Source organism: Xanthomarina sp. F2636L, assembly GCF_026410195.1.
Taxonomy (GTDB): Bacteria; Bacteroidota; Bacteroidia; order Flavobacteriales; family Flavobacteriaceae; genus Xanthomarina.
In genome coordinates this window covers 46,878-69,489 of record NZ_JAPMLM010000072.1, presented here as the reverse complement: position 1 = coordinate 69,489, position 22,612 = coordinate 46,878, and the positions used below count along the sequence as shown (strand labels likewise).

The 22,612-nt window shown below is 34.5% G+C and carries 18 protein-coding genes and 1 tRNA gene; 17 read left to right on the top strand and 2 right to left on the bottom strand.

Annotated features, from left to right (window positions below; all coding sequences use genetic code 11):
- Positions 1 to 9: 9 nt before the first annotated feature.
- Complete coding sequence (locus OS191_RS13945; protein ID WP_267156330.1) at positions 10 to 3,435, top strand: methylmalonyl-CoA mutase family protein; 3,426 nt, start codon at positions 10 to 12, stop codon at positions 3,433 to 3,435.
- A gap of 357 nt (positions 3,436 to 3,792) precedes the next feature.
- Positions 3,793 to 4,332, top strand: a complete 540-nt coding sequence (locus tag OS191_RS13940) for a sigma-70 family RNA polymerase sigma factor (RefSeq protein WP_267156329.1) — start codon at positions 3,793 to 3,795, stop codon at positions 4,330 to 4,332.
- A gap of 312 nt (positions 4,333 to 4,644) precedes the next feature.
- Here OS191_RS13940 and OS191_RS13935 read toward each other — a convergent pair whose 3' ends face one another.
- A complete protein-coding gene (locus OS191_RS13935; RefSeq protein WP_267156328.1) occupies positions 4,645 to 5,787 on the bottom strand; it encodes an acyl-CoA dehydrogenase in 1,143 nt (380 codons plus the stop codon).
- A 91-nt stretch (positions 5,788 to 5,878) separates the two neighbouring features.
- Here OS191_RS13935 and OS191_RS13930 point away from each other — a divergent pair, with 91 nt between their 5' ends.
- The 8 genes from OS191_RS13930 (at position 5,879) to OS191_RS13895 (ending at position 13,160) form a co-directional block, all read left to right on the top strand.
- Positions 5,879 to 6,946: an anhydro-N-acetylmuramic acid kinase gene (locus tag OS191_RS13930; RefSeq protein WP_267156327.1), complete on the top strand. Its 1,068-nt coding sequence runs from the start codon at positions 5,879 to 5,881 to the stop codon at positions 6,944 to 6,946.
- Positions 6,947 to 7,108: 162 nt separating this feature from the next.
- The gene (locus OS191_RS13925) at positions 7,109 to 8,335 is read left to right on the top strand and encodes a Glu/Leu/Phe/Val dehydrogenase dimerization domain-containing protein (RefSeq protein WP_267156326.1); all 1,227 of its coding nucleotides are present in this window, start codon (positions 7,109 to 7,111) and stop codon (positions 8,333 to 8,335) included.
- Positions 8,336 to 8,347: 12 nt separating this feature from the next.
- Positions 8,348 to 9,742, top strand: coding sequence for a sodium:proton antiporter NhaD (gene nhaD / locus OS191_RS13920; RefSeq protein WP_267156325.1), 1,395 nt, complete (start codon positions 8,348 to 8,350; stop codon positions 9,740 to 9,742).
- 53 nt (positions 9,743 to 9,795) lie between these two features.
- Positions 9,796 to 10,497 (top strand): MotA/TolQ/ExbB proton channel family protein, encoded by a 702-nt coding sequence (locus OS191_RS13915; RefSeq protein ID WP_267156324.1) that lies wholly within the window; start codon positions 9,796 to 9,798, stop codon positions 10,495 to 10,497.
- The gene (locus tag OS191_RS13910; RefSeq protein WP_267156323.1) at positions 10,497 to 10,889 is read left to right on the top strand and encodes an ExbD/TolR family protein; all 393 of its coding nucleotides are present in this window, start codon (positions 10,497 to 10,499) and stop codon (positions 10,887 to 10,889) included. Before OS191_RS13915 ends, OS191_RS13910 begins: the two co-directional genes overlap by 1 nt.
- Before the next feature lie 5 nt (positions 10,890 to 10,894).
- Positions 10,895 to 11,800, top strand: coding sequence for an energy transducer TonB (locus OS191_RS13905; RefSeq protein WP_267156322.1), 906 nt, complete (start codon positions 10,895 to 10,897; stop codon positions 11,798 to 11,800).
- Positions 11,801 to 11,803: 3 nt separating this feature from the next.
- Positions 11,804 to 13,021: a bifunctional folylpolyglutamate synthase/dihydrofolate synthase gene (locus OS191_RS13900; RefSeq protein WP_267156321.1), complete on the top strand. Its 1,218-nt coding sequence runs from the start codon at positions 11,804 to 11,806 to the stop codon at positions 13,019 to 13,021.
- Between the two features lie 64 nt (positions 13,022 to 13,085).
- Positions 13,086 to 13,160, top strand: a tRNA-Val gene (locus tag OS191_RS13895).
- Between the two features lie 54 nt (positions 13,161 to 13,214).
- Here OS191_RS13895 and OS191_RS13890 read toward each other — a convergent pair.
- The gene (locus tag OS191_RS13890) at positions 13,215 to 14,063 is read right to left on the bottom strand and encodes an AraC family transcriptional regulator (RefSeq protein ID WP_267156320.1); all 849 of its coding nucleotides are present in this window, start codon (positions 14,061 to 14,063) and stop codon (positions 13,215 to 13,217) included.
- 148 nt (positions 14,064 to 14,211) lie between these two features.
- Between OS191_RS13890 and OS191_RS13885 the strand changes: the two genes are divergently transcribed.
- From OS191_RS13885 to OS191_RS13855, 7 genes are all read left to right on the top strand, one after another.
- Positions 14,212 to 15,126: a dihydrodipicolinate synthase family protein gene (locus OS191_RS13885; RefSeq protein ID WP_267156319.1), complete on the top strand. Its 915-nt coding sequence runs from the start codon at positions 14,212 to 14,214 to the stop codon at positions 15,124 to 15,126.
- A gap of 109 nt (positions 15,127 to 15,235) precedes the next feature.
- A complete protein-coding gene (locus OS191_RS13880; RefSeq protein WP_267156318.1) occupies positions 15,236 to 16,819 on the top strand; it encodes an aldehyde dehydrogenase (NADP(+)) in 1,584 nt (527 codons plus the stop codon).
- 4 nt (positions 16,820 to 16,823) lie between these two features.
- Entirely contained in the window at positions 16,824 to 18,560 is a 1,737-nt protein-coding gene (locus OS191_RS13875; protein ID WP_267156317.1) for a DUF885 domain-containing protein, read from the top strand.
- A complete protein-coding gene (locus tag OS191_RS13870) occupies positions 18,553 to 19,563 on the top strand; it encodes a 4-hydroxyproline epimerase (protein WP_267156316.1) in 1,011 nt (336 codons plus the stop codon). Before OS191_RS13875 ends, OS191_RS13870 begins: the two co-directional genes overlap by 8 nt.
- Before the next feature lie 49 nt (positions 19,564 to 19,612).
- A complete protein-coding gene (locus OS191_RS13865) occupies positions 19,613 to 19,858 on the top strand; it encodes a four helix bundle protein (RefSeq protein ID WP_267156315.1) in 246 nt (81 codons plus the stop codon).
- Positions 19,859 to 19,997: 139 nt separating this feature from the next.
- On the top strand, positions 19,998 to 21,242 hold the full coding sequence (locus OS191_RS13860) for an NAD(P)/FAD-dependent oxidoreductase (protein ID WP_267156314.1): 1,245 nt from the start codon (positions 19,998 to 20,000) through the stop codon (positions 21,240 to 21,242).
- A 2-nt stretch (positions 21,243 to 21,244) separates the two neighbouring features.
- Entirely contained in the window at positions 21,245 to 22,537 is a 1,293-nt protein-coding gene (locus OS191_RS13855) for an aminopeptidase P family protein (RefSeq protein WP_267156313.1), read from the top strand.
- Positions 22,538 to 22,612 lie beyond the last annotated feature (75 nt).

Genomic DNA, 22,612 nt, shown 5'->3' with positions numbered 1-22,612 from the left:
TTAAAATACATGGAACCTATAGCACCTTATAAACCTAAACATAAAGTACGAATAGTAACTGCAGCATCTCTGTTTGATGGTCACGATGCCTCTATAAATATCATGCGAAGAATTATACAAGCTACAGGTGTAGAAGTGATTCATTTGGGACATGATAGAAGTGTAGAAGAAGTGGTGAATACAGCCATTCAAGAAGATGCAAATGCTATTTGTTTAACCTCTTACCAAGGAGGACACAACGAGTATTTTAAGTATATGTACGACTTGCTAAAAGAAAAAGGTGCCGAACACATCAAGATTTTTGGTGGTGGTGGTGGTGTGATACTTCCTTCTGAGATTAAAGAGTTAATGGATTATGGGATTGCTCGAATTTATTCTCCAGACGACGGTAGAGAACTTGGACTTCAGGGCATGATTAACGATTTGGTAGAGCAAGCGGATTTTGCCATTGGAGATGCATTAAACAATGAATTAGATTTACTTCCAAAGAAAAGTGCCAAAGCTATTGCAAGGATTATTTCTTCAGCCGAAAACTTTCCTGAAGTAGCAAAAGCAACTCTAGACAAAATTCATGATAAAAATAAGAACTCAAAAACTCCTGTTCTAGGAATTACAGGTACTGGAGGGGCTGGAAAATCTTCTTTGGTAGATGAATTGGTGCGTAGATTTTTAATAGATTTTCCTGAAAAAACAGTTGGTTTAGTTTCTGTAGATCCCTCAAAAAGAAAAACGGGAGGTGCGCTTTTAGGTGATAGAATTAGAATGAATGCTATTAACTCTCCAAGAGTTTATATGCGTAGTTTGGCCACACGCCAATCTAACTTAGCACTTTCAAAATATGTTCATGAAGCTATTGAAGTTTTAAAAGCTGCAGAATACGATTTAATTATTCTTGAAACCTCAGGAATTGGACAATCTGATACAGAAATTATAGAACATTCTGATGTGTCATTATATGTCATGACGCCAGAATTTGGAGCAGCTACGCAATTAGAAAAAATCGATATGCTTGATTTTGCCGATTTGGTAGCTATCAATAAATTTGATAAACGAGGAGCTTTAGATGCGCTGCGTGATGTGAAAAAACAATATGTACGCAACCATTTATTATGGGATGCCAAACCAGAAGACTTACCAGTTTTTGGAACTATAGCCTCGCAATTTAACGACCCGGGAATGAATACGCTTTATAAAGCTATTATGGATAAGTTAGTTGAAGGAACTGAGGTGGATTTAAAATCTGATTTTAAGATTACCGAAGAAATGAGCGAGAAGGTTTTTGTTATACCTCCTTCTAGAACGCGTTACCTATCTGAAATCTCTGAAAATAATCGTGCTTACGATAAAACAGCTAGCGAACAAGTTGAGGTAGCTCAAAAACTATATGGTATTTATAAAACCATAGAATCTGTTACAGGTGTCATGCTGAGCTTGTCGAAGCATGGTGTTGATAGTGATAGCCTTCGACAAGCTCAGGCTGACAATAATGAAGATTTCTTAAGACTTCTGTTGGCAGAATTCGACCGTGTTAAGCTAAATCTAGATCCTTATAATTGGGAAGTAATTACAGGTTGGAGCGAAAAAGTAAATAGATATAAAAACCCGATCTATTCCTTTAAAGTTAGAGATAAGGAAATAAAAATAGAAACACATACAGAGTCGTTATCTCACTTACAAATCCCAAGAGTAGCCTTGCCTAAATATCAAGCCTGGGGTGATATTTTAAAATGGTGTTTACAAGAAAATGTACCAGGAGAATTCCCTTATACCTCAGGATTATATCCGTTTAAACGTACAGGAGAAGATCCGGCAAGAATGTTTGCTGGTGAAGGTGGGCCAGAACGTACCAATAGACGTTTTCATTATGTAAGTGCCGGTTTACCAGCTAAGCGATTATCCACTGCTTTTGATAGTGTGACACTTTATGGAAATGATCCGGATTTACGTCCAGATATTTACGGAAAGATAGGTAATGCAGGGGTTTCAATCTGCTGTTTAGACGATGCTAAGAAACTGTATTCTGGTTTCGATTTAGCCAACGTTATGACATCTGTAAGTATGACGATTAATGGTCCTGCACCTATGTTGTTAGGATTTTTTATGAATGCAGCCATAGATCAACAATGTGAACTTTATATTAAAGAAAACGGTCTAGAAAAAGAAGTTGAAGCAAAAATTGCTAAAATCTATAAAGGAAAAGGTGTTGATAGACCTAAATACAATGGCAATCTACCCGAAGGAAATAATGGTTTAGGACTGATGTTATTAGGTGTAACCGGAGATCAAGTGTTGCCTGCCGATGTGTATTTAGATATAAAAACAAAAACCATTGCTCAAGTTCGGGGAACTGTTCAGGCCGATATTCTAAAAGAAGATCAGGCGCAAAATACCTGTATTTTCTCTACGGAATTCGCTTTGAGATTAATGGGAGACGTTCAGGAGTATTTTATTGAAAATAATGTGCGTAACTTTTATTCGGTGTCTATTTCAGGGTATCATATTGCAGAAGCTGGGGCTAATCCAATTACGCAATTGGCACTAACTCTTTCTAACGGATTTACCTATGTAGAGTATTATTTATCTCGTGGTATGGATATTAACAAATTTGGTCCAAACTTATCATTTTTCTTCTCAAATGGTATCGATCCAGAATATGCTGTTATTGGTCGTGTAGCTAGAAAAATATGGGCAAAAGCCATGAAACATAAGTATGGAGCTAATGCCAGAGCTCAAATGTTGAAATATCATATTCAAACATCTGGACGTAGTTTACATGCTCAGGAGATTGATTTTAATGATATTAGAACCACACTTCAGGCCTTGTATGCTATTTATGATAACTGTAATTCGCTACATACAAATGCATACGATGAAGCTATTACAACACCAACGGAAGAATCTGTACGTCGTGCAATGGCCATTCAATTAATCATTAATAAAGAATTAGGCTTGGCTAAAAATGAAAATCCAATTCAAGGTTCTTTTATTATTGAAGAGTTAACCGATTTAGTGGAAGAAGCTGTTCTTTTAGAATTCGATAGAATTACGGAAAGAGGAGGCGTTCTTGGTGCTATGGAAACTATGTATCAGCGTAGTAAAATACAAGAAGAGAGCTTGTATTATGAAACTTTAAAGCATAATGGCGATTTCCCAATTATTGGTGTGAATACTTTTTTAAGTTCAAAAGGCTCTCCAACGGTTCAGCCGGCAGAAGTTATTCGTGCCACTGAAGAAGAGAAGCAATTTCAAATAAAAACCTTAGAGAATCTTCATAAAGCATATGACACGGAGGATTTATTAAAAGATCTTCAAACAAGAGCCATTCATAACGAGAATATTTTTGAAGCCTTGATGGAGGTTTGTAAAGTATGTTCTTTAGGTGAAATTACTTCAGCATTATTTGAAGTAGGTGGACAGTATAGACGAAATATGTAAGCAGAGAACCAAATTTTCTTTTTTGAAAATTTGCGTGAATCGCTTATACAGAGCCTGTCATAGAATTAAATATAAAAACCTCACAAATTTTTAAAATTTGTGAGGTTTTTTCATTCAAAATGCATCTTTTCCAAAACATCCACGTCTATTATATGAAACTTAAAATATAGTAATATGAAAAATAACGAATGTACTTGCAGTTGTTCTGGTTGTAAAGATGGAAATTGTAAAAACTGTACATGCCAAAATTGTACCTGTGCCAATTGCAACTGTTAAGGAATGCTAAATACCGAATAAGCAGCATCTATTTTAGTAATTTTGTACTAAAGTAGATGTTGCTTTTTTAATTTAATAAAGATGACTACCCAAGCTATTTGGAACTTATATGCAGAAGATGTAAAGCGCTTTATTTTAAGTAAGGTGAAAGATATCGTGATTGCAGACGATTTACTCCAAGACACCTTTATAAAAGTCCACACAAAAAAGGACTCATTAAAAGATGAAGATAAATTAAAAGCCTGGTTATTTAGTGTTGCTAGATATACGGTCTTGGATTATTACAGAAATAACCATATTGATATTAATCAAGCAGAAGAGGATTTTGTGTTTATAGAAAATGATAATGAACATACAGAACACGATTGTTTGCATGGCATTATAAAACAATTACCTAAAAAATACCGAGATCCTTTGTTTTTAGCAGATATAAAAGGCTTGAAGCAAATGGAAGTTGCCCAGCAATTAAAATTACCACTACCAACTGTTAAATCTCAAATACAAAGAGCTAGAAAGCAAATTGCTCAAGGATTTATGGATTGTTGTGATTTTAAGATGAATTCTGAAGGTCATTTAGTAGGAGAGATTAAAGATAAAAAAGACTGCAAAGTTTGTAAATAATTTTTTAAAGTCATTATTTTTCTTGAATATAGACAACGACTCATGAATTTCGTCTTGTATTTTTGTAACTCCATGTTTTTTAGAGTAAGAAATTTACAGCTTATCAAAAATAATACGAGGCAGATAGTTGCATTCACCTTTAAGCGAAGCTAGTTGATGGAGTAGCTAAAAATTTATAAGCTATTGAAAATATAAAAGTCCAAACTTGATTAAATAAGTTTGGACTTTTATGTTTTTCTTAGTTTCTAAGAGTGTTGTTATAAAGCAGTTTAATCTCTCAAAACACCTCTTGAAAAAACAATAAAAACTATTTTAATCTCTCAGAACTCCTCTTGAGATTACAATTTTTTGAATTTCTGAAGTACCTTCGTAAATCTGTGTAATTTTAGCATCACGCATTAAACGTTCTACGTGGTATTCTTTAACAAAGCCATTTCCACCATGTATTTGTACAGCTTCAACTGTATGTGTCATGGCTACTTGTGAGGCATAAAGTTTTGCCATGGCACTAGACATATCGTAATTATTACCTTGGTCTTTATCCCAAGCAGCTTTTAGGACCAGCATTCTTGCGGCTTCAATTTCAGTTGCCATATCGGCTAACTTAAAAGCAATCGCTTGGTGGTTGCAAATTTCTGTTCCAAAAGCTTTACGCTCTTTAGAGTATTTTAAAGCCAATTCATAAGCTCCAGAAGCAATTCCTAATGCTTGAGCAGCAATTCCTATACGGCCTCCAGAAAGTGTTTTCATAGCGAATTTAAAACCAAAGCCATCTTCCCCAATTCTATTTTCTTTTGGAACTTTTACATCGTTAAATTGAAGGGTGTGTGTATCGCTACCTCTAATTCCTAATTTATCTTCTTTAGGACCAATATCGAAACCTGGCATGCCTTTTTCAAGAATAAATGCATTAATTCCTCTATGACCTTTATCTTTATCTGTTTGTGCAATGACTAAATATACATCTGCACGACCACCATTGGTAATCCAGTTTTTTGTTCCGTTTAAAACATAATGGTCTCCCATGTCTATAGCCGTTGTTTTTTGCGAGGTAGCATCACTACCAGCTTCAGGCTCACTTAAACAAAATGCACCAATCACGTCGCCTTTTGCTAATTTTGTAAGATATTTTTGTTTTTGTTCTTCATTTGCATAAGCTTCTAAACCATAACAAACTAAAGAGTTGTTTACAGAAACCATCACAGAAGCCGAAGCGTCTATTTTGGATAATTCCTCCATAATTAATACATAAGAAATGGCATCCATACCAGAACCACCATATTTGGGATCTACCATGATTCCCATAAAACCTAGTTCTCCCATTTTACGAACAATGCTATCTGGGAAGGTTTGAGAGTTGTCGCGTTCTATAACTCCGGGAAGTAATTCGGTTTGGGCAAAATCACGAGCAGCATCGCGAATCATAATATGTTCTTCGGTAAGATTAAAATCCATAGTTTTTTGTAATTGAAGTATTATTTAATAAGTCTACAAAGATACTTTTTTATTAGCATTTTTTCAAAAGGGATTGTTATTTTTACGGGATATGAATAAAACTGAATATCGTATAGTAGGAGTTATGTCTGGAACCTCTTTGGATGGTGTAGACTTAGTTTATGTAACTTTTACAATAAATAAGGGTGTTTGGAAGTACAAAATTCATGCGTCAAGAACTCAAGCATATACGAAAGAATGGTATGATGTTTTAAAACATTTGGTGTTGAAATCTGTTGACGAGCTTCAGGAAATTGATAGAGAATATTCCCAATATTTGGCAAAAATTATACAAGATTTTATAGCTGAAAATAAGATTCAAAATTTGGACGCTATCAGTTCTCATGGACATACAGCTTTGCATCAGCCAGAAAAAGGTATGACGTATCAAATTGGAAATTTGCCAAGCATATATAAGTTTTTGAAAACACCAATTGTTTGCAATTTTAGAGTGCAAGATGTTGCTTTAGGAGGTCAAGGTGCACCTTTAGTTCCTATTGGAGATAGATTGTTGTTTTCAAATTACGATTTTTGTTTGAATTTAGGAGGTTTTGCAAATATTTCAACCGAAATTGAAACCCATAGAATAGCTTACGATATTTGTCCTGTAAACATTGTTTTGAACCATTATGCCTCTTTAATTGGATTGGAATATGACGATAAGGGCAAAATAGCTTCAACGGGAGCTCTCAATCAAGAGCTTTTAGACCAATTAAACTGTTTGGAGTTTTACAAAAAACAAGCTCCTAAATCTTTAGGTTTAGAATGGGTTAACAAAGAAATATTTCCTATAATAAACGGTTTTCAATTACCTGTTGAAACAGTTTTGAGGACTTTTGTAGAGCATGTTGCTATTCAAATTTCAAATGAAATAAATAAAAAAAACCATGCTAATGTGTTGATTACAGGAGGAGGAGCCTATCATACATTTCTAATTAAAACTATTCAAGAAAAGACAAGTCATACCTTAATAATTCCAGAAAACGTCTTAGTAGAATTTAAAGAAGCCTTAGTTTTTGGTTTTCTAGGAGTCTTAAAATTAAGAGAAGAAGTTAACTGTTTGCGTAGCGTGACAGGAGCAAAACACGATCATAGTTCGGGAATAATTTTTAATGATTAAAATTCTTATAATTTTAAGAAGAAAGGCTATTTGTTTTTTATATTTGTTTACATTTAATAATTAACCATCCATATGAAATGTTGTCTATTGGTAAGCTCGTTTATTTCTCGTGTTTCTAATTTTGACATTTTTTTCAATTGACTTTAAAATGAATCTTACCAAATGAAACAATTACTTCAAAAGTACGAAGCCAAAGAGCCTGAAATTATTTTTAATTGGAAAGACCCTGAAACAGATGCCGAAGGTTGGACTGTTATAAACTCCCTTAGAGGAGGTGCTGCAGGTGGAGGAACTAGAATGCGAAAAGGACTGGACATGAACGAAGTGTTGTCTTTAGCAAAAACCATGGAAGTTAAATTTACTGTATCTGGTCCAGCTATTGGTGGGGCTAAATCTGGTATCAATTTCGACCCTAAAGATCCTAGGAAAAAAGAAGTTTTAGAACGTTGGTTTAAAGCCGTTTCCCCTTTGTTAAAAAGTTATTATGGCACAGGAGGCGATATGAATGTCGATGAAATTCACGAAGTCATTCCTATGACAGAAGGAGGAGGGGTCTGGCATCCGCAAGAAGGTGTGTTTAATGGACATTTTAAAGCGTCTGAAGCAGGAAAAATTAACAGAATAGGTCAATTAAGACAAGGGGTTATAAAAGTTATAGAAAATCCAGATTATTCTCCAAGTGTTAAAAGGAAATATACCATTGCCGATATGATTACCGGTTTTGGGGTTGCCGAAGCTGTTAAACAATATTATAGTATTTACGGAGGTTCAGTAAAGGGTAAGAAAGTTGTAGTTCAAGGGTTCGGTAATGTAGGTGGTGCAGCTGCTTTTTATTTATCGCAAATGGGAGCCAAAATTGTTGGGATTTTAGATATTTCCGGCGGACTAATTAATGAAAACGGATTTACTTTTGAAGAGATTACCGAACTGTTTTTAGCAAAAACTGGAAACACCTTAGTGTCTGATAATCTCATTCCTTTTGAAGAAGTAAATGAGAAAATTTGGAGTATTCAAACGGAAATATTTTTACCGTGTGCGGCATCCAGATTAATTACTAAAGATCAAATAGACCAAATGATAGAAAGCGGACTGGAAGTTATTTCCTGTGGCGCCAATGTACCATTTGCAGATAAAGAAATATTTTTTGGACCTATTATGGAACACACAGATAAACGCGTGAGTTTAATTCCAGATTTTATTTCTAATTGTGGGATGGCTAGAGTATTTGCCTATTTTATGGAAGCGCGTGTACAAATGACAGACGAAGCTATTTTTAACGATATCTCTAATACCATAAGTAAAGCCATTCAAAACGTTTACAATCAAAATAAATCTAAAACTGATATTAGCGAAACTGCATTCGAAATTGCACTAAGCCAACTTATTTAATAGTTCATTTATATGGAAACAATTATCATATTAGTATTTGTAATAGGCTACTTAGCTATTACTTTAGAACATAATATTAAAATTGACAAACTTATTCCAGCTTTAGTGATGATGGCCATTTGTTGGGCGTTAATAGCATTAGGCTTGGATAGTTTTACAGAGTGGTTTGATTCTTCTAAACACACCTTATTGGATAATTTTGGGATGTTGGCACATGAAGATAAGATGCATTTAATGGAAGAAACTCTATTGCATCATCTTGGTAAAACGGCCGAAATTCTAGTGTTCTTATTAGGAGCCATGACTATTGTGGAAATTATTGATTATTTTGATGGTTTTGCAACCATTAAAAGTTTTGTAAGAACTAAAAGTAAAAAACGGATTTTATGGATTTTTGCTTTTTTAGCATTTTTCCTTTCTGCAATTATAGATAACTTAACAGCAACCATTGTACTTATTTCTATCCTTCAAAAACTAGTTTACGACAGAAACATACGTATTTGGTATGTCGGTTTAATTGTTATTGCTGCAAACGCTGGTGGGGCATGGTCTCCTATTGGAGATGTAACAACTACCATGTTATGGATTGGTAAAAAAGTAACTACGAGTCATTTATTTGTTTATCTTTTTGTTCCGTCGCTATTATGTATGTTAGTGCCTACTTTTATTGCATCATTTTTACCAGCTTTTAAAGGAAATATTGAAAACACTGAAGACGTTGTCGAAAAGCCAAAAAGTAAATTTAGTGCAACCATGTTGTACTTAGGATTGGGAGGAATCGTTTCTGTGCCAATTTTTAAAACAGTAACACATTTACCTCCTTACGTAGGAATGATGTTAGCTTTAGGAGTTGTAGCTATTTTTGCTGAATTATATAGTAATTCTAAATTTGCTTTAACTTTTGATACAGATGAAAATTCAGATCACCAAGGACATCACAGTCCAGTACATGCTTCTTTATCAAAAATAGAATTACCAAGTATTCTTTTCTTTTTAGGAATTTTAATGGCAGTTGCAGCTTTAGAATCTTTGGGGATTTTATTTGGTTTTGCTTCAAGTTTACAAGACAATATGCCAATGCTCGGTACCGAATTACACCATGGAGGAGTTTCAGATTTAGTTGTTTTACTATTAGGAATAGGTTCTGCAGTTATAGACAATGTACCTTTAGTAGCAGCTAGTTTAGGAATGTTCTCTGAACCTATTGATAACGAGTTGTGGCACTTTATTGCTTACTCAGCCGGAACAGGTGGAAGTATGTTGATTATTGGTTCTGCAGCTGGAGTAGTAGCAATGGGAATGGAGAAAATTGACTTTTTCTGGTACTTTAAAAAAATTGCTTGGTTAGCTTTTCTTGGCTTCATAGTAGGAGCGATTGCCTTTATGTTTACAAGAACTATTTTTTAATTATAATTTTAAGTACAATCAAACGTTATTAACGTACTAATAGAATAGAATATATGATGAATTTATTTTTACAAGATGCTCAAGAAGGAGCAGAGTTGTTAAACGATGGCGAATCTGTAGAAAAAACCTTATCCATTATCGAGTTGATAACGAGTGGTGGAACAGCTGGGATGATTATTATTACCCTCTTGTTTGTTTTGCTAATTGTTGCTACTTACATTTACTTTGAACGTTTGTTTGCTATAAAAGCAGCTTCCAAAATAGATGCTAATTTTATGAATCAAATTAAAGATCATGTTTCTAATGGAAAAATAGACTCAGCTCAAATGTTATGTGCTCAAGTGAATTCACCAGTTTCTCGATTAATAAATAAAGGAATTACAAGAATAGGAAAACCTTTAGAAGACATTAATACAGCTATAGAAAATGCAGGACGCTTAGAGATTTATAGTTTAGAAAAAAATGTGAGTGTTTTGGCAACAATTTCAGGAGCAGCTCCAATGATTGGGTTTCTTGGAACCGTAATTGGAATGATTCTTTCTATTTTCGAAATTGCAAATTCTGGAGGTCAGATAGACATTAAACTTCTGGCAGATGGTCTATATACAGCCATGACAACTACAGTAGCAGGTTTAATTGTTGGGATTATTGGATACATTGCCTATAACCATTTGGTAGTAAAAACAGATAAAGTTGTATATCAAATGGAAGCTAATTCCTTAGAGTTTTTAGATCACTTAAACGAGCCAATTTAATGAATTTAAGAGGAAGAAATAAAGTAACACCTGAATTCAATATGTCGTCCATGACAGATATTGTCTTTTTGTTACTTATCTTTTTTATGCTGGCTTCTACACTAGTAACTACAAATGCAATAGATATACTTTTGCCTACTGCTAGTGGAAAAACCGAAAACAAGAAATCGGTTGCCGTAAGTATTAAAAAGGATTTGACATATTATATAGATCAAAAACGGGTTGGAGAAAGCATGTTAGAATCAGAACTTATTGCTGCTTTATCTACAGATGAAAAACCAACCTTGGTTTTAAGGGCAGAAAAATCTGTACCTGTAGAACACGTTGTAAAAGTCATGGATATTGCCAACAGAAATAAGTTTAAGGTTATTCTGGCAGTAAAACCTAATTAGTATTCATGAAATATTTCGAAACCATACACGAACGTAATTCAGCAAAAATTACAGCGCTTATTGCAGTGCTGATTATCTTGTTATTGTTTGTAGTAGGTACGAAATATATGGATCCTCCAGAAGAATATGGTGTGGCAGTTAATTTTGGAACTACAGATTTTGGATCTGGAGACGTTCAACCTACTAAGCCTATTAAATCTGAACCAAAAGAGGTAAAAGAAGAGCCTCAAGAAACTGTAAAACAGCCTGAACAAAAACAAGCAGAAGCAACGGCATCAAAACCTAAAGCTGAAGATGTTTTAACTGATAACAACGAAGAATCTATTGCAATAAAAAAGCAAAAGAATGCTGATGCCAAAGCGAAAAAAGAAGCGGATGCAAAAGCAAAGGCACAAGCTGAAGCGAAAGCCAAGGCAGATGCGAAAGCTAAGGCTGAAGCTGATAAAATAGCGAAAGAGCAAGCCGAGAAAGAAGCTAAAAAGAAGAAATTAGATGCTTTAATTGGAGGTGTTAGCAAGTCTGAAGGTCAAGAAACTGGGGGAGAAGGAAATGATAATAAAGCAGGAGATAAAGGACAACTAGATGGAGATCCTTACGCTGCCAGTTATTTTGGGCAAGCTGGTTCTGGAAGTGGAGGCGTTGGTTATGGACTAAAGGGACGAGGTGTACCTAGCAAAAAATTATTTAAACAAGATTGTAACGAAGCTGGAATGGTAATCGTAAAAATTGTTGTAAATAGAAATGGCGATGTTATAGAAGCCATTCCAGGCGTTAAAGGAACAACAAATACAGCTGCCTGTTTGTTAGAGCCTGCAAAAAAAATAGCTTTATCCCATAAATGGCGAGCAGATAATAAAGCGCCAGATAGACAGGTAGGCTTTGTTAAAGTGAACTTCAATTTAGGGCAATAATTTATGACATATCAAGCCACTGTAAATTGGATGTTTTCTCGACTTCCAATGTATCAAAGACAGGGAAAATCGGCTTATAAAGCAGATTTAAAGAACACCTTGCTGTTAGCTGAATATCTAAATAATCCTCATCAAACTTTTAAATCTATTCATGTGGCCGGAACTAACGGAAAAGGTTCCACGAGTCATATGTTAGCTTCTGTATTACAAGAAGCAGGATATAAAGTAGGTTTATTTACTTCCCCGCATTTAAAAGACTTTAGAGAGCGCATAAAAATTAATGGAACTTTAGTAAGTAAAGCTTTTGTGATCGATTTTATAAAACAGAATAAAGTTTTTTTAGAATCTGAAAGTTTATCCTTTTTTGAAATGACTTCAGGAATGGCATTCGATTATTTTGCAAAGCAGCAGGTAGATATTGCTATTATTGAAGTTGGATTGGGTGGTAGATTAGACTCTACAAATATTATTACTCCTGAAGTTTCAGTAATTACAAATATAGGACTGGATCATATACAATTTCTAGGAAACAACTTAGAAGCTATTGCAACTGAAAAAGCAGGCATTATAAAACCACATGTTCCTGTAGTTATAGGTGAAACTCAAAAAGAAACAACCAAGGTGTTTCAAGAGGTTGCTAAAAAAAATGGTTCAGATATTTATTTTACAGATGCTTTAACACATCAAACATATCCAAGCGATTTAAAAGGCACCTATCAGCAGAAAAATATCAAAACTGTTTTGCAAACTCTTCAAATTCTAAAGCAAAATTCTTTTAAAATTTCAGAAAACCAGGTTAGAAAAGGGTTGTTACAGGTAGTAAAAAATACCGGTTTACAAGGAAGATGGCAAATACTACAAGAGCATCCTAAAGTTATTTGTGATACAGCACATAACAAAGAAGGGCTAAAATATGTAATTAAACAGTTGGAGGAAGAAGTATATAATAGCTTACATATTGTTTTTGGAGTTGTAAATGATAAGGATCTTAGCTCAATTTTAAGCATTATGCCAAAAAAGGCCACCTATTATTTTTGTAAACCAGATGTTCCAAGAGGAATGGATGCAAATATTTTGCAACAAGAATTTTTGCATACAGGTATCAAAGGTAGAAGCTATATAAGTGTAAATGAGGCATTAGATGCTGCAAAAAATAAGGCTTCAATCAAAGATTTGATTTATGTTGGAGGAAGTACTTTTGTAGTTGCAGAAATAATTTAATTTTTTTTGCAAAAAGCTTTTGCAATATGGAAAACTAATTTATATTTGCAGTCCAATTACGAAAGGGCGCGTAGCTCAGTTGGTTCAGAGCACCTGGTTTACACCCAGGGGGTCAGGGGTTCGAATCCCTTCGCGCCCACAGAACAAAAAAGGTCTATACAATTTGTATAGACCTTTTTTTATTTCATTCTTTCTACTTAGAATTTTCTTGTTTGTATATTAGAGGTGTTTTATGTTTCACTTTTTTAAACTGTCTGTTAAAATTGGAAATGTTATTAAAACCAACCTTATAAGCCACATCAGAAATGGTTATATCCTGGCTAGTTAATAGGTGTTTACAAGCATGTTCAATTCGTAGTTCGTTTAAAAAAACAACATAGGTTTTATTCGTGTACTTTTTAAAGTATTTGCAAAAAGCATTTTTAGTCATATTTGCCACACTTGCCACAGACTCAAGCGTAATGTCTTTATCAAAATGTGTCATGGTATAATCAAAAACATCTCTCATGCGTTCTCCTTCGGTTACTGAAAAGTTTTTTTCATAAATAAAAGATGAAAGGCTTTTATATTCACATATAGAAAGTAGTTTTAGCAATTCCAACAAGATAATTAAACGCTCCAATTTACTGGCATTTTCTATTTTAGCAAAAAGCATTCGTATGTCTTCTTGATGCGATGTGGCTTTGAAACCATGAAGCGCTCTTTTAAAAAACACTTGAATTTCGGTCAATTCTTCCAATCTAAAAAATTCAGTACCAAAACTATCTTCCGTAAAGAATAAGGATTGCATATGAGATTGATCTGCTAATTCTCTATCACTTTGAAAAACATGTGGCTGTTGACTTCCAAGAATGATAATATCACCCGATTTATAATGATTAATGGCATCTCCGGCAATGAGTGTACCTTCACCTTGAATTATTAAACTTAATTGAATGTCTTCATGTTGATGCAGTTTGTCATAAAAATAAGGCTCCAGATCCACTTGATAAACCAAATTTGCTAATTCGGGTTTTGGTATTTTAAAAGGAAGGACTTTCATTTTTACATTTTATAATTAAGTACAAAATTAAGCATTATATTTTGTTTTTATCTAAAACTGGATAATATAGTATGATAATTGGATAAAAATAGCTTATCACTTAGTTTGATTCTTAATTAAATTTGTGTTTAATAAAACACATTATAATATGGGTATTCAATGGAAAGGCATCATGCCAGCAGTTACAACTAAGTTCACAGATACAGATGAACTGGATTTAAAAATGTTTGAAGTAAACATTCGTGCACAAGTAGAAGCAGGAGTTCATGGCATTGTACTTGGAGGTACTTTAGGGGAGGCTAGTACGTTGTTAGATGAAGAAAAACGCAGCTTGACAAGAACAGCCGTAGAATTAGTAAAAGATAAAGTTCCAGTGCTTATAAACATTGCTGAACAAACTACTAAAGCTGCCATACAAGCTGCTCATAAAGCTGAAGAAGATGGGGCTCAAGGCTTGATGATGTTGCCACCCATGAGATATACTTCTAGCGACAGAGAAACCGTTGAATATTTTAAAGCCGTAGCCAATAATACGTCTTTACCAATTATGGTGTATAATAATCCGGTAGACTATAAGGTTAAGGTAACCATGGACATGTTTGATGAGTTGTTAAAATGTGATAATATAGAAGCGGTTAAAGAATCAACCAGAGATACCACCAATATTACACGTATAAAAAATTATTTTGGAGATAGATTAAAAATTATGACAGGAGTAGATACCATTGCACTAGAGAGTTTACTAATAGGTGCAGATGGTTGGGTTGCTGGTTTGGTTTGTGCTTTTCCTGCCGAAACAGTAGCTATTTACGAGCTTCAAAAAGTTGGTAGAATTAAAGAGGCTTTAGAGATTTATAGATGGTTTATGCCTTTGTTAGAATTAGATATCAATCCAAGATTGGTTCAAAATATTAAATTAGCTGAAGTAGCAACTGGAATTGGAACAGAAAATGTTCGTGCACCACGATTACCTCTCATTGGAGATGAACGTAAATACGTGTTAAGTGTTATAGAAAATAGTTTAAAAAACAGACCAGTACTTCCAGATTATAAAAATCTTTAAGTTTTTTAGGAAATAACAGCTATTTTTTATCTTTAACAGAGCGAAAAGAGGTTTTATATAAAATCAAAAAAAAATCAATTATCCCTTTTGGGGAGAGAAAAGTTAAAACATGATAACAGGAAAAAATTATATTGGGAAGCAACTTTCAGCAAAAGGACACAATACATACAAAACCTTTAATCCACAGCTCAATATTGAAAATACTCCAATTTATACGGAAGCAACAAAAGAGGAGATCGATGAAGCTGTTAGTCTAGCTTCTAAAGCGTTTAAAACATTTAGAAATATTTCAGGAAAAAAGAAATCTGAATTTCTAAATGCCATTGCGGAAGAAATTTTAGCTTTAGACTCTCAATTAATAGAAACTTACTGCTCCGAGACCGGCTTGCCAGAAGGTAGAGCTAAGGGTGAGAGGGGTAGAACTGTTGGACAATTACGTGCTTTTGCAGACTTACTAAACGAAGGTTCTTGGGTAGAAGCAAGTATTGATACAGCTCAGCCGGATAGACAACCTATGCCCAAATCGGATATTAGAAAAATGTTAGTGCCTCTAGGGCCAATAGTTGTTTTTGGTGCGAGTAATTTTCCATTAGCATATTCTACAGCAGGAGGAGATACGGCAGCAGCTTTGGCAGCTGGATGTCCGGTACTTGTTAAATCTCATCCCATGCATGCCGGAACAGGAGAATTGGTAAGTTCAGCAATTGTTAAAGCAGCTGAAAAAACAGGCATGCCAAATGGTGTATTCTCTAATTTAAACAGTAGTGGTATTGAAGTAGGCACGCAACTAGTGTCACATCCAGGAGTTAAAGCTGTTGGTTTTACAGGAAGTATTCGTGCAGGACGCGCTTTATACGATTTAGCAGCAAAACGCGAAGAACCTATTCCTGTTTTTGCCGAAATGGGAAGTATTAATCCCGTAGTTATTTTACCTCATGCTTTAAAAAATAGAGGTGAAGCCTTAGCAAAAACCTATGCAGGATCTATTACTTTAGGAACTGGACAGTTTTGTACCAATCCTGGATTGTTATTAGGAATTAAAGGAGATTCTTTAACGAATTTTATACAGAATTTATCTGATGAAATCGTAAAGATTGCTCCATCCTGTATGTTGCACCCAAACATTATTGGTGCTTATGAAACTAACAAGCAAAAAGCGCTGTCTCAACCTGAATTGACTGTTGTGGCCGATTTTGATACGGATGTGAAAACTAATTATGCCAGACAAACAGTAACCACAGTTGAAGGACGTAGTTTTTTAAAGAACACTACATTACATCAAGAAGTTTTTGGACCCTATTCTATGGTTGTTCAATGTGAAAACAAAGAGCAATTAGAGCAGATTATCTCTAGTCTTGAAGGTCAGTTAACAGGGACTTTAATTGCAGAAGATGATGAAGCAACACAATATGTACAAGTTATAGAAGCGCTTCAAAATCGCGTAGGGCGACTTATTTATAATGGGGTGCCAACAGGCGTTGAGGTTTGTCCGTCCATGGTTCATGGTGGGCCTTATCCTGCTTCGACGGATAGCCGATTCACAGCCGTAGGAATCCATTCCATAAAACGTTGGGTAAGACCATTTAGTTATCAAGATTGGCCAAATAATTTGTTGCCAGACGAACTGAAAAACGAAAATCCATTAAAAATTTCACGCTTACTCAATAATAAGCCATCAACAGATACCATCTAATTCAATGAAAGTTTTAAAGCTTTTAATATTCTTTTTCTTTATAAGTCTTATGGCTTGTAAAAAGGAAATTTATGTAAATGACTTTTCAGAAGTTTTATTAGAAGATGTTATTAAACGGTACGAAACTGAAAGAACATACGATTTTGAACCTTATGAATCGGTTGATAATACAGCTAAATTCTATCAGAATGAAGCAAATTTTTCTAAAGAACTTCAACAGGAGCTTTTAAAAGTTAATAAAGAAGGATTAACAGAATCTGAAAAAATTTCTCTTGAATTATTGAATTTTGTATTGCAGGATAAAATCGATTCAAATATCTATAAAACCTACCTGAATACCATTACTTCAGAATCCGCTTTTCATTTGAATTTAAGTCAGATGGCAAACATCACTTTTGCAGATTATAAGCAGGTTAAAGCCTATTTAAATCAGTTGCACGAATTGCCTAAAAAGGTAGATTATAATTTGGACATTTTAAGAGAAAGTGTCAAAGAGGGGATGTCTCAACCAGCAGCTGTTTTTGGTGATTATAGTTTTTCTTATAGCAAACATTTAGTTAGCGATTATACAGAAAGTGAATTTTACCAACCTTTTAAAAAGTTGCCAGAAAGCTTAACGAGTCATCAAAAAGACAGTGTTTTACTGGCTGCAAAAACAAGTATAGAAACGGATGTAATAGCTCCATATCAAAAAATTAAGGATTTCTTTGAAACTGAGTATTTTTCAAATTCAAGAAAAGATTTGGGAATTATTTCTATTCCAAATGGGGAAGCGTTTTACCAAAATAGAATTAATTTCTTTACCACAAGTACTCAATATACAGCTGAAGATATTCATCAAATAGGGCTAAAGGAGGTGGCTAGAATTAAAGCTGAAATGCAAGTTATTATTGAAGATTTAGGTTTTAAAGGAAGCTTTGAAGACTTTTTAAAATTTCTTAGAACCGATTCTCAGTTTTATGCAAAAACACCCAAAGAGTTAATGATGTTTGCTCGGGATATTTCAAAAAGAATAGATGGCGAGTTACCAAAATACTTTAAAACTTTACCAAGAAAGCCTTATGGAGTAGTTCCCGTTCCTGCCGCTATTGCACCAAAGTATACAAGTGGCAGATATTCTGGGTCTCATAATGATAAGACAGCTGGGTTTTACTGGGTAAACACCTATAATTTGCCTAGTAGAACTTTATATACCATTCCAGCTTTAACGGCTCATGAGGCTGTTCCGGGACATCATTTACAGATATCTTTAAACAATGAGTTGGGTGATTCTATTCCAAAATTTAGAAGAGATTTATATTTGTCTGCTTATGGCGAAGGTTGGGGCTTATACTCTGAATATTTAGCAAATGAAATGGGGATTTATACTACGCCTTACGAAAAGTTTGGACAATTAACTTATGAAATGTGGCGAGCTTGTAGATTGGTTGTAGATCCAGGAGTTCATGCAAAAGGTTGGACTCGCCAGCAAGTAATTGATTATATGGCTGCAAACACAGCATTGTCTATGCATGAAGTAACTACAGAAACCGATAGATATATTTCCTGGCCAGGACAAGCCATTTCATATAAAATAGGAGAAATAAAAATTAGAGAATTACGAAAAAAAGCTGAAATCGAATTAAAAGAGAAGTTCGATATCAGAGAGTTTCATGAAGTAATTTTAGGACAAGGGACTGTAACCTTAGCCATAATGGAAACACGTGTAAATAATTATATTCAGAGAGTAAAAAATGAGTAAAAGCACTTTCTTTTGTATCGATGCTCATACTTGTGGAAATCCTGTAAGGGTTGTTAAACAAGGTGGTCCAAACCTAGTTGGGAGCACCATGAGTGAAAAACGACAACATTTTTTAAAAGAATTCGACTGGATTCGAAAAGGTCTTATGTTTGAACCTCGTGGTCACGACATGATGAGTGGAAGTATTTTATATCCACCACACAATCCTGAAAACGATTTTGCTATTCTTTTTATAGAAACCTCTGGCTGTTTGCCAATGTGTGGACATGGAACCATTGGCACAATTACCATTGCTATTGAAGAAGGTTTAATTATTCCAAAAGTTCCTGGAAAGATAAGAATGGAAGCACCTGCAGGATTAGTAGAAATTGAATATCAACAAACCGGAACAAAAGTAGAATGGGTAAGGTTAAAAAACGTTAAGAGTTTTTTAGCTGCTGAAGATTTAAGCATAGATTGCCCAGAACTAGGAGATATTACCTTCGATGTGGCTTATGGAGGAAATTATTATGCTATTATAGATCCACAACAAAATTTCTCTGGTGTTCAAGATTTTTCGGCATCTAAGCTTATTCAATATTCTCAGGTAATTAGACAGCGTATTAACGAAAAATATCCGAACTTATTTGTTCATCCAGAAAATGAAACCATCAAGGATGTCACGCATTTGCTATGGACAGGAACACCAATAGACCCAACATCATCTGGTAGAAATGCTGTTTTTTATGGAGATAAAGCCATCGATAGAAGTCCGTGTGGCACGGGAACTTCAGCCAGATTAGCACAATTATTTGCCAAAGGAAAATTAAAAGTAGGCGACCATTTTATTCACGAGAGTTTTATTGGAAGCAAGTTTGTTGGACGAGTAGAAAAAGAAACTATCTTAGATGGAAAATTAGCCATAATTCCAAGCATCCAAGGTTGGGCGAAAATTTATGGACATAATAGCATTACTATAGATACTGAAGACGATCCTTATGCTTTAGGTTTTCAAGTAATTTAAACAGTGATATAATGAATTAATGATTTAATGAACTAATAAAGATTAAATTATGAATAAATCGGACTTTATTGAGCATTTAAAGGATAGAACAAGAAAATTAGCCGTCGATATTATTCTATTCTATGAAGAACTTCCTAAAACTGATTCTACAAGAGTTATTGGAAGGCAATTAATTCGTTCGGTAACATCGACGGCCACAAATTATCGATCAGCTTGTATTTCTCGGTCACAAAAAGAGTTTTTTGCCAAAATTTCAATAGTTGTGAGGAAGCAGATGAAACCTTATTATAGTTAGAAATTTTAAGAGATACAAAATTAGCTTCTGAAGAAACTTTGAAACCATTTATGGATGAATCATTAGAGATTGTTAAGATTGTATCAAAAGCTAGAAAAAACATATATCCCAATAATTAATTCATTATCTCATTAACTCAATGAAAAAAGTTATCATCATCGGAGGAGGCATCATTGGTTTATGCTCTGCTTATTATCTTCAGAAGGAAGGTCACCAAGTAAGCATTATAGATCAATCCAATATGGATTCAGGCGCTTCTTATGTCAACGCTGGCTATTTGTCGCCTAGTCATTTAGTGCCATTATCGGCTCCTGGAGTTATGAAAAAAGGCTTAAAATGGATGTTAAACCCTGCAAGTCCTTTATATATAAAACCCCGTTTGGATGCCGATTTTATAAAATGGACGTTGGCTTTTAATAAATCCTGTAATGCCAATCATGTTAAGAAATCTATTCCAGTAATAAAGAATATCAGCCTCTTAAGCCAGACCTTATATGACGATATAAAGCGAGATGAAGATTTTAATTTTCAGTACGAAAAGAAAGGTTTGCTCATGTTATGTCAGACAGATAAGACGCTAGAAGAAGAGCTTGAAACAGCTCATTTAGCAAAACGTGAAGGTTTGGATGTTCATGAAATAAGTAAAGAGGACTTAAAACTGTTAGAACCAAATGCTACTTTTAATATCAAAGGTGCCACCTATTATAAATGCGATTCTCATACCACACCTCAAGAATTTATGGAAGATATGAAAGCTCATTTAAAAGCTGTAGGTATTCAGTTTTTTTTAAATGAAAGAGTTGAAGACTTAGTGCAGGATAAGGACATAATTGTAGCTATTAAGACCAAAAACCAAACCTTGAAAGCAGACGAATTTGTTTTGTCGGCTGGTTCCTGGAGTTCCTTATTAAGTAAAAAATTAGGCTTGAAACTATTGCTTCAAGCAGGAAAGGGCTACCGTATTAATACCACTCAAGATACTGGAATTACCATTCCTTCCATTCTTGCCGAAGCCAAAGTGGCTGTAACTCCCATGCACGGATTTACACGTTTTGCAGGAACTATGGAAATTGCAGGAATAAACGATAAAGTTAATAAGATTCGAGTAGAAGCCATCTCGAAAGCCACAACAAGCTATTATCCAGAAGTGATATTAACTCAAGAAGAAAAAAACGATGTAGCGTCTGGTTTACGTCCAGTGTCTCCCGATGGTTTGCCATATATTGGAAAGTCCTCAAAATGTAAAAACCTTACCATTGCCACAGGACATGCTATGATGGGTTGGAGTATGGGACCAGCAACAGGAAAGCTGGTTTCAGAAGTTATTTCCAATAAAAAACCTATATTAGACCTTCATCCATTTCATCCAGATAGAAAATTTTAAATATGCGTTACAATCAAATTCCAAAGAGTTTATTTATAAAAAATAGAAATAATTTTACGGCTAAAATGAAGACGAATACTTTAGCCATTCTTACATCCAATGATGTTAAGCACAATAATGCAGACGATGTGATGGGCTTTACCCAAAACAACGATTTGTTTTATTTGTCTGGTATCGATCAGGAAGAGTCTATTTTAATTCTGTACCCAGATGCCATTAGGAAAGAAAATCGGGAGATGCTTTTTGTGAAGGAGACCAATGAGCAAATTAAAATTTGGGATGGCGATAAATTAACAAAAAAACAAGCCACAGATATTTCAGGAATTACTCGTGTAGAATGGATTCACTACTTTGAAAAAGTGTTACAACTGATGGCGTTTGAAGCCGATGGTATATACCTTGGACATAACGAACATATAAAACGTGTTACTTTTAATCAGCAAACCCAGCAAGACAGAATGATTGCTTGGTGTAAGGAGAAATATCCGTTGCACGAATATCACCGAGTAGCAAAAATTACTCGAGACTTAAGACTTATTAAATCTGAAGAAGAAATTGCCCTCATGCAACAAGCTGCAGATATTAGTGTGGTATCTTTTAAACGTGTTTTAAAAGCCTGCAAACCTAAAATGAAAGAGTTTGAGCTTGAGGCTGAATTAGTTTATAATTTAATTAAGTCGGGAGGTACACGCCATGCCTTTAAACCTATAGTGGCATCAGGCAAAAATGCTTGTGCTTTACATTACAATACCAATGACGATATTTGTGATAGTGGTGAAATGATTCTTTTAGATTTTGGAGTATGCTATGCCAATTATAATAGTGATACAACCAGATGTTTTCCTGTAAACGGGAGCTTTTCTGAAAGACAAAAAGAAGTTTACAGCTCCGTTTTATACTGTTTAAAAGAGGGGAGTAAGTTGCTTAAACCTGGAGTCCTTCCTTCAGATTATGAAATGCAAATGGCAAAACTGGTAGAAACTGAACTTATAAAATTAGGTTTGCTAGATGCCGAAGATGTAGCTAAGCAAAACCCTGAAAAACCTTTATATAAAAAATACTTTATGCATGGAACGGCGCATCATATTGGATTGGATGTTCATGATGTTGGCTTGTATTCTAAAGTGTTGGAGCCAGGAATGGTTTTAACATGCGAGCCGGGTATTTATATTCCAGATGAAGGTATTGGTTGTAGATTGGAAAACGATTATCTCATTACCAAAGATGGAAATGTCAATCTAACTGAAGCTATGCCTATTGAGATTGAAGACATTGAAGCTTTAATGACATCCTAAAGATGTAAGAAGTTTAAGCTATCTTTATAATATAAAAAAGGTGGAAAAGTTAGTTACTTTTTCACCTTTTTCATT

Coding starts and splice junctions, on each gene's coding strand:
- nhaD (WP_267156325.1), top strand. CDS start 8,348: ATGGAAACAATTATCATATTAGTATTTGTAATAGGCTACTTAGCTATT.
- OS191_RS13935 (WP_267156328.1), bottom strand. CDS start 5,787: ATGGATTTTAATCTTACCGAAGAACATATTATGATTCGCGATGCTGCT.
- OS191_RS13925 (WP_267156326.1), top strand. CDS start 7,109: ATGAAACAATTACTTCAAAAGTACGAAGCCAAAGAGCCTGAAATTATT.
- OS191_RS13930 (WP_267156327.1), top strand. CDS start 5,879: ATGAATAAAACTGAATATCGTATAGTAGGAGTTATGTCTGGAACCTCT.
- OS191_RS13910 (WP_267156323.1), top strand. CDS start 10,497: ATGAATTTAAGAGGAAGAAATAAAGTAACACCTGAATTCAATATGTCG.
- OS191_RS13890 (WP_267156320.1), bottom strand. CDS start 14,063: ATGAAAGTCCTTCCTTTTAAAATACCAAAACCCGAATTAGCAAATTTG.
- OS191_RS13875 (WP_267156317.1), top strand. CDS start 16,824: ATGAAAGTTTTAAAGCTTTTAATATTCTTTTTCTTTATAAGTCTTATG.
- OS191_RS13945 (WP_267156330.1), top strand. CDS start 10: ATGGAACCTATAGCACCTTATAAACCTAAACATAAAGTACGAATAGTA.
- OS191_RS13870 (WP_267156316.1), top strand. CDS start 18,553: ATGAGTAAAAGCACTTTCTTTTGTATCGATGCTCATACTTGTGGAAAT.
- OS191_RS13885 (WP_267156319.1), top strand. CDS start 14,212: ATGGGTATTCAATGGAAAGGCATCATGCCAGCAGTTACAACTAAGTTC.
- OS191_RS13915 (WP_267156324.1), top strand. CDS start 9,796: ATGATGAATTTATTTTTACAAGATGCTCAAGAAGGAGCAGAGTTGTTA.
- OS191_RS13900 (WP_267156321.1), top strand. CDS start 11,804: ATGACATATCAAGCCACTGTAAATTGGATGTTTTCTCGACTTCCAATG.
- OS191_RS13880 (WP_267156318.1), top strand. CDS start 15,236: ATGATAACAGGAAAAAATTATATTGGGAAGCAACTTTCAGCAAAAGGA.
- OS191_RS13905 (WP_267156322.1), top strand. CDS start 10,895: ATGAAATATTTCGAAACCATACACGAACGTAATTCAGCAAAAATTACA.
- OS191_RS13860 (WP_267156314.1), top strand. CDS start 19,998: ATGAAAAAAGTTATCATCATCGGAGGAGGCATCATTGGTTTATGCTCT.
- OS191_RS13940 (WP_267156329.1), top strand. CDS start 3,793: ATGACTACCCAAGCTATTTGGAACTTATATGCAGAAGATGTAAAGCGC.
- OS191_RS13855 (WP_267156313.1), top strand. CDS start 21,245: ATGCGTTACAATCAAATTCCAAAGAGTTTATTTATAAAAAATAGAAAT.
- OS191_RS13865 (WP_267156315.1), top strand. CDS start 19,613: ATGAATAAATCGGACTTTATTGAGCATTTAAAGGATAGAACAAGAAAA.